Annotated in this window: 5 protein-coding genes; 1 reads left to right on the forward strand and 4 read right to left on the reverse strand. The window is 40.4% G+C overall.

Annotated elements, in window-relative coordinates; genetic code table 11:
• Positions 1-789, forward strand: coding sequence for a divergent polysaccharide deacetylase family protein (locus ND16A_RS09915; RefSeq protein WP_235282085.1), 789 nt, complete (start codon positions 1-3; stop codon positions 787-789).
• On the opposite strand, the gene ND16A_RS09910 is transcribed toward ND16A_RS09915, so the two are convergent.
• From ND16A_RS09910 to ND16A_RS09895, 4 genes are all read right to left on the reverse strand, one after another.
• Entirely contained in the window at positions 790-1578 is a 789-nt protein-coding gene (locus ND16A_RS09910) for a S1 family peptidase (protein ID WP_033077448.1), read from the reverse strand.
• Positions 1571-4312, reverse strand: a complete 2742-nt coding sequence (prsT, locus tag ND16A_RS09905) for an XrtA/PEP-CTERM system TPR-repeat protein PrsT (RefSeq protein WP_033077449.1) — start codon at positions 4310-4312, stop codon at positions 1571-1573. Before prsT (ND16A_RS09905) ends, ND16A_RS09910 begins: the two co-directional genes overlap by 8 nt.
• 133 nt (positions 4313-4445) lie before the next feature.
• Entirely contained in the window at positions 4446-7190 is a 2745-nt protein-coding gene (gene prsT, locus ND16A_RS09900) for an XrtA/PEP-CTERM system TPR-repeat protein PrsT (RefSeq protein WP_033077450.1), read from the reverse strand.
• A 201-nt stretch (positions 7191-7391) separates the two neighbouring features.
• A complete protein-coding gene (locus ND16A_RS09895) occupies positions 7392-8054 on the reverse strand; it encodes a PEP-CTERM sorting domain-containing protein (protein WP_081945554.1) in 663 nt (220 codons plus the stop codon).
• Positions 8055-8471 lie beyond the last annotated feature (417 nt).

Here is an 8471-nt window from a genome sequence, read left to right on the forward strand (position 1 = left end):
GTGCATATATTTTTTTCTTTTATTATTTTAGCAATTTTTAGTTTTTTCAGCGCAGCCGCCCTGGCTCAAAGTAAAGACAAAATCGCTATCGTTATTGACGATATCGGTTATCGCGCGACAGACAAGTCAGCCCTACAACTACCGAAACAAGTTACCTTTTCGGTATTACCCCACACCCCATTTGGTCGTGAATTGGCCGAACGTGGCAACTCTCAACAGCGTGAAATTTTATTGCATGTGCCAATGGAGTCGATCGATAACTTACTCCTAGGCCCCGGGGCATTAACGGCAAGCATGGATGAAGCCAACGTAAAAAAAACTCTGGCCGCTTCAATAGCCGATATCCCACATGTTATTGGCGTAAATAATCATATGGGTAGCCGCTTAACGCAAATGTCTGAACCCATGGCCTGGACCATGCAATTTTTGAAAGATAATGATTTATTTTTCTTAGACTCAAGAACCAGTAAATACTCACAAGCGGAATATGTCGCGCAGCGCGTAGGTGTACCGAGCTTGCACCGCCATTTGTTTCTCGATAATAAAATTGATGAGAAATATATTGAACAGCAATTTCATAAACTGATCTCAACCAGCAAGCAAGAAGGTGCAGTTATCGCCATTGCTCATCCGCATCCTGAGACACTTCGGGTAATAAAGAAAATGCTGCCGATTTTAGCGATGAATGGTATAGAACTGGTTGAAATTTCAGCGTTACTGCCAGTCCAAAAGGTCCGTATTAGTCAACAAAAGCCGCCATCAACCGACGCAAAAAGCCTCAGTGAATAATCAGTTAGCATGAATATCTAAGTGAGAATTGGCGATTAATTCATGCAAAAACTTTATCGGTATCGCATAAGTAATGCCACTTGGGTTGGTGATCGCTGCCTCTTTAGTCTTTTGTACAAATACTTTATTTATTACTGCCACAACCATCCCCTTATCAATATCATAAACCGGACTACCACTATTACCCGGGTATGCAGTGGCATCGAGTTGATAAACAAAATAAGGTTCTTTTAATAGCTTTATCATCGACGCAGACAATTCAGCAGCACCTCTGGCAGGGATCACGACAGGCGTTATACTGGCAATAAAACCTTGATGGGTGACTGGATACAAGCCAAGAACCGCGCCAATTGGAAACCCGGTAAAGGCCACGGCACTACCTTCGTCAATAAACCCCCCGGCCGCTAACGTCATTGGCAATAATGGCGGCCCATGGTGTTTTAAAATCGCTAAGTCATGCTCCTTTGACCTCGCCACCACAGAGGCCTGAAAAATTTCACCTTGTTTGCCAGAACCGGTAAATATAACATGGCGATTAGTACTTTTCGGCTCGTCCTCATTCGCGATGACATGATAATTAGTCGCTACATATTGGCCATTACCGATTACAAAACCGGTGCCTGAGAGGACATTTTGTGGCCGCCCGGTTGGGGCATGAGTGCCGATGCCAACTATAGCTGGTTTCACCCGTATAATTGTTTCTACCAGCGATGACGCATAATTGCTTGTGGTAAAGAGCAATAAAGAAATCGTGAATAAAAATTTAACCCCAAATTGCGAACTAGCCATTAATATTCGCCAATAAGTCGAGTATCTTCTGCTTTTTGGGACTTTCCTCAATGTTGGCAAGCACAAGTTTAGACTCACTTAACTTATTTAGATGGATCAATACCTCAGCGTAATGCATTGACACATCCGTATCGTCAGGTAATGCTTGGGTGACTTTTATTAACAGTCTCTCTGCCTCCTGGTATTTGCCGTTTCGCATCAGGGCAACCGCCAATGTATCTTGTACCTGGGGCATTTCGGGGGCAATTTTTGCCGCTTTTTGCGCATAAGCTAAGCCTAGTTCGTATTTATTCGCCATAATTGCCGACCAGGCAAGGTTATTTAATACGACAAAATTATCCGGTTGTTGCTTTGCCATATCTTGATAAATAGTGAAAGATTTTTCCGGGTTCATCTCTATATTTATCTCAGCCAGCAACGTTTCCAGAGCAGGGTGACTGCCATTTTGCTCAATTGCCGAGATGACTACTTTTTCAGCTAACTGATTTTGCTTTAATTTTTGTAAAATTAAGGCATAGCGCAGTGCGTTTTGATTATTTGGTGCTAGTTGATGCCGTTCTTGGGCGTACTCAAGGGCAAGTTCATACTCATTTTTAGCGAGATGCAAAGCCATTTTAAGGGCCAGATATAGTGGTCGACTCACCTGCTTTGAGTTAACTTCGGTCAGGGTTTGTTCTGCGTTTTCAACCTCACCAAGCATTAATAAAAAATTGACTTCGAATAACCGGTAATTTTTGTTCTGCGGAAATAGTTGTTGTGCTTTTTTTACTTGCTTAAGCGCCAGTTGATACTTTTTTTGCGCCTCATAGGAAAATATTAACCCCAGCAGAGCGTGTTGGTGTCTGGGTGATGTTTCTAACAGCTTGGCAAATAATTCCTCCGACTTATCAAATTGTCTGGCTCTAAGGTTCATATCGGCATAAGTAGTAAGGTAGAAAACATTTTTATCTGCCACAACTTCAGCCCGGGCGAGAGTCGCCAGCCCTGTTTCTCGGTCCTGCAAATTTTCATAAGACTTGGCCAGCGCGACCACTAAGTCAATATTTTCAGGTGACTGTGCAAGCAGTTGCGTAAAAAATGCCGGAACCGTTTGCTTATCTTCGATGCGTTTAGATATTTCGGACAATCGTTCAAGCGCACCGCGGTGATTAGGGTTTTTGGCTAAGATCTCTGCCAACTTAACATATGCGGCCTGGAACTTTTTCTCTAGAATATCGTAAAGCGCCAGATTAAATTTGCCACCAACACTATCTGGGTTCTTTGCTAACGCCAAATTAAATGAAATTTTTGCTTGCGCGTCATTTTTTTTCTTTTGCCAAACAAGCCCCTGGGCTAAATAACCGCCATCGCTATCAGGCTTGGCAACAATCCATTCATTGGCAACCGACATTGCTTGTTCGAAATTGTTGTTGTCAAGGTGGCTGTTTAACAAGGCGATACGGGCCAGAGCGTATTCCGGAGAAACCGTAATCGCCTGTTCTAAATCCTTAAATCCTGACTCATCATTAAGCGCCAGCTTTAACAAACCTCTTTGGCTCAGTGATCTAGGACTTTCAACTTCAACCAACTCCAATCTATTGATGTATTCGCCCGCCCGCGCTGTATTGCCTTCACGCATCAAGATAAAACTAGCCGAAGATAGCAAATTAAAGTCATCTTCGGTAATGTTGGTTTTTGCATCTATATCGGTAAGCACATCTTCGGTATAACCTAATGCTAACCTTAACCGAGCAAGGATCTGAGTGCCAATATGCCCCTTGGGCATGACATCTTTGATCTGGATTAAATGATGGTAAGCCAGCTCAGAATTATTAATTTGGTGATGACTAAGGCCAGCAATTAAATTTGCTCTATACGAGTGTGGCATCGTTAGAATCGCGGTATTGGCATAGTCCGCGGCTTGTTCATAGCTCTGCTGCAAAAATGAGATCTCTGCTTTTTGTACACTGAGAATGGCGGAGTTAGGATTATTTTTCAGCAGTGCATCAACTTGCCATTCAGCCCTATCTAAGTCATTCATTTTTATTAATAAAGAAATATAACTCACTCGGGCGAACAAATTATAACCATGGCTGTTTATATAACTTTCGTAGTTAGCGATAGCAAGCTGGTTATGTGTTGCCAGCGCATTCAAACTAGCATGCAACAATAAGCCATCATTAAATTCATTATCGTTTTCACTCAATCGTGCCGTTAATGCAATCGCCTGTTCTAACTGATCATTTTTTGCAGCGATGAAGGCTTTGGCGAGTTGAAAATAAAAATTATCACTTTGCTCAAGCGCCAGAACGTTATTAACTAACCCAATGCCACGTGTTGCTTTACCCATCATGGTCAGGCCAATGCCAGCAAGGTAATTTAATTCCATTAGGGTCTGCTGTTTCAGCCAGTCGTTTTGTAAATAGGTGTCGATGGCATCAAATTCCGCTAGGTATAGTTTCGTCCTGATTAATAACGGGAAAATTACGTTACTGTCACCACCTAATTCGTAGGCCCTTGCCAGTTCCTTGTTAGCTCCCGAAAATTGGCCGGTTAGCAAATACGATTTGCCGAGTAAATATCTGGAGTCGATCGAATCTGGCGTCTGCGCCACAGAATTTTTCAGGAGGATGATGGCCACCTTATAATCCCGGTTTGCCATTGCTGTTTTGGCTTCGGTGATTAACTGATCTGTGGTTTTAGAGCTATTACAGCCAGCAATAAACAAAACGGTGAGGAGGAGAAGTAATCGCATGGTTCTTCCTTGTCATTCTTAATAATTATTGTTGTGAATTTCCAATAACAGTATAGAACAAAAATTAAAGACTGCATTTTTACTAAAAAATGTTTGTTCTATGTTGCCGTTGTTGGACCGTAAGCAGTAAAAGCTATTCTGCATGTTTTTTCAGTAAATTTAATAAAGCCTGTTTTTCAATACTTGAAGATAATTTATCAAGGATTTCTTTTGACCGCTCAAATTTGTTTAAATAAATTAATGTTTCAGCGTAATGTAATGATATATCGCCATCAACAGGAAGAGACTCTAGTGCTTCTTCGAGTAGGGTTTCAGCCATGCGGTATTGTCCAACACGTAAATAAGCAAGTGCTAACGTATCTTTTATTTGCGGCTGTTCAGGCGCTAACTTCATTGCTTTTTGCGCAACTTCAAGGGCTAAATCATATTGCTTTGCCATAATAGCTGCCCAGGCAAAATTATTAAGAACGACAGGATTTTCTGGATTTTCCTTAAGCAGTTTTTGATAAATATTAACCGCGTTTTCAGGATGAATACCCACACTCAATTCAGCCTTCAAACTTTCGAGCGCTAATGAACTGCCATATTTCATTATGGCCTTATTGACGACTGTTAGAGCCAATTCATTTTGGCTTAACCGTTGCAATAGCTGAGCATAAGTAAAAGAACTTTGTAAGTTTGGACTTCTGCGATGCAGTTCTTCGGCAAACTCTAGCGCCCGTTGATGCTCATTTTTTACGGCGTTGAGCTTTATATTAGCCGTTAACAACAACGTCCTATTTACCGTATTCTCATTTATTACTGCAAGCAAGCTCTCGGCTTCAGCTACCTCGCCGATTTTAAGCAAATAATTTGCTTCATAAATGACCAGGTTTGCGTTGTCAGGAAATAGGGCTTGAGCATTTTTTATTTTTGCTAAAGCCTGTTGATCTTTGTTTTGCGCACCTAAAGAGAAAATCAAGCCCACATGTGCCTTAACATCCTTGGCAGATACACCTATGATTTTAGTAAACAATTCCTCCGCTTTAGCAAAACCACCTGCCTTATAACTCATTAAGGCGTATGTCTGCAGGTATTGAATATTATTATCGGCGGTTTTTTGTAAACTAAATAATAGCTTTAAGCCGTTATCTTGTTGATGTAAGTTCTCAAAAGTTCTGGCAAGAGCCAATGACAGAATAATTTTATCAGGGTAGGCAACTCTAAGTTGTTCAATAAAATCTATAATTTTCTGTTGGTCTTGCCAAACCGTAGATAATTTAACTAGTCGCTCCAATGCCCCCCGATGTTCTGGGCTTTTGTCTAATATTTCTACCAGTTTTTGATATGCCGCTTGATAATTTTTGTTCTGCACATCATAAGTAGACAAATTGAATTTAGCGCCAATACTTTCGGGATTTTTTATAAGGGCCTGCCTGAATGATGCTTCAGCCATTTCTGGGTAATTCTGTGCTTGCAAGACAATGCCTTTGGCAAGGTAACCCAGATCTTCTTCTGGATTGTTGCTGATCAACGCATTGGCAAAACTCAGCGCCTGGCTTAACTGATTATTATTTAAGTAATTATATAAAATAGCAATCTGTGCTTTGAGATAATTTGGATTTTCTGCCAGGGCTTGTTTTAGGTCATCAATGCCAGTTTTGTCATTAACAGACAACTTTAAAACGCCACGTTGGGTGAGCTGTTGATGACCCGACACCTCTAACTCATTTAACTGTTCGATATACTCTTTAGCTTTGTCGCGCTCACCCGATTTGATTAAAGCACTGGAAGCATTCGACAATAATTGAAAATCCGCTGCACTAAATTGCTCAAATTCATCTATTTTGGCCACCGCCTCAGCAGAATAACCTAACTGAAATTTTAACGAAGATAAAAGTTGAAATACCAGGTGAGAGGGGGGTAAATAATTTTCAATTAAAATTAGGTGATGATAAGCCATCTCATCGTTTTGTTGTTGGTGATAACTTAATCCCGCAATTAAGTTGGCTTTAAATAAAGATGGCTGTGTCGCCAATGCAATATTTGCATAGTCTGTCGCCGATTGAAAACGTTGCGCCAGAAATGCAAGCTCGGCTTTATAGGCATTAATACTGGGGAGCCTTGGATACGAAGCTAGTAGTAAATCAACCTGGTTTTCCGCTTTATCGAGGTCATTCGTGGCAATTAATACCTCGATATAGCCCATTTGTGCAATAAAGTTAGTGCGGTGCAGAGTTAAAAACTGAGCATATTTTGCCGCAGCCAATTCATATTGCCTAGCAAATGCGTACAATCGAGCGGTGAATAACAAGGCATCATTAAATTCGTTATCCGCTTCACTAAGTGTGGAGGTTAACTTTATCGCTTCATCTATTTGATCATTCGTTGCCGCCAGCCATGCTTTGGCTAATTGATAAAAAAAGTCATGCTTTTGTTCGAATGACATTACCTTATGTAACAACGACAAGCCTTCGGTTATTTGACCGCGGACGATCAAATTTCCCGCAAAAACAGTATGTAATTCAATGATGGTCTCTGGGGTGAGAGCATGCTCTTCTTGTCCATAATCCTCTACAAACTCAAGCTTGCCGAGAAAAATATCGATGCGAAGTAAGAATGTCATGACTTTATTGGGGTCAACCCCTAATTCAAGCGCTCTTTGTAATTCTTTCCTGGCTGCAGGTAATTGCTCGCTAAAAAAGTATGATGTACCTAATAAAAATCGCGCTTCTGCTAAATTTGGCTGTTGTAACAAAGCGTTTTTTAATTCGATCACGGCAATTTTATAATTTTTGTCGGCGATGGCACTTTGGCCAGTTCGCAAGTATTCATCCGCTGATTTCGAGTTGTTGCAGCTAAACAGCAACAAAGAAGTGATTAACAATAGCCTCTTCATTTGTCTTCCTTGGAGTTATTTTTATTAATTAGCGGAGGGTTTACATCCTCAATTTTATGTCAAACCAAGTATAGTCCAAAATAAATAAGTTGCAGTTTGCCAATATAAATTTTAACGGCGTAGCACAGCCAATATTATTTTAAAGGACAAAAAAACCAGAAACTCACATTTCTGGTTTTTTGTGCTTTAAAGTGGTGTTAGTTAAAATACTTTTTTTCGTCCTAGGATCAGCCCAAATAAGGCAGCAGAAAGTAACACTAGGGTACCTGGCTCAGGCACCGTCTGACAATCCGAACAACCAGTGATCATATCGTTATAGTCCCGATCAGGGTACCCGGCTTGATCGTCTAGGGCAAAAATAACACTTGCCTGACTAAACGGATAGTTGCCAGCGTGCTCCGTATAAAAAGCTAAGAAATGATCAACCCCACCATTGAGAGCGGATTCTGAGTACCAAGTGCCATCATCGGTTACTGAGTACACACCAAAGTGGATAACTCCAGCGCCAAAATCCAAAGTTGTCGTGCCATTTGAGAATTCACCATCATCCCAAGTGAGGTTAGCAAACATGGGTAGGCCTACTATGGAGTTGCTTTGCGGAAATATCTCTATTTTTTGACTTGGATTATACGGATTGTAAATACCAAAAGAGTTCATATAGCTAGCATTTCTTTCAAAAAGCCAAGTCCCCGCATCATCATCATCGCCATCGGTATCGGTAATGATGAATAATTCGGCACCGCTTTCATAAACACTACAAAGACCAGTGGTATCTGTAGATAGGTTCATATCACACAATGTACCAGCGTTAGAACTGGTACTGAACAGTAAAGTAAGGAAAATAAATATAATTTTTTTCATCATTTGATCCCTCCGGAAACCTTAGATTTAAAATAATTGATTTTTTGCAAAATCAATCAAAGATGAATTTTGCTAAACAAATAAATGCAAAACTCTTGCCATAATTTAACGCGTTGTTTTATATGCTTTTTTTTAAGTGTTAAAAGTTAGGTGTAAAATATTTCGACGATCTATGGCCTGTTATGCGCGTTCTTTATCCCCTTAAAGTTAAACTCCTCAGGCAGCAAGCATTGCAAACTAAACAACACAGATACTAGCTGCACGATTATTTTCTGATCGATAGTGATGAACTGCGCGTTGACTCATAAGAAAAGGTAACCGAAGGTTATATCCTTATTCTCACATTAGGTGTAACCGTAATAAGTTTAAATATGACTTTCAGTTTCCTTTCTATTTTAGTCTTTAATTGAAATGGATCTA

Source organism: Thalassotalea sp. ND16A (assembly GCF_000764205.1).
GTDB lineage: Bacteria > Pseudomonadota > Gammaproteobacteria > Enterobacterales > Alteromonadaceae > Thalassotalea_A.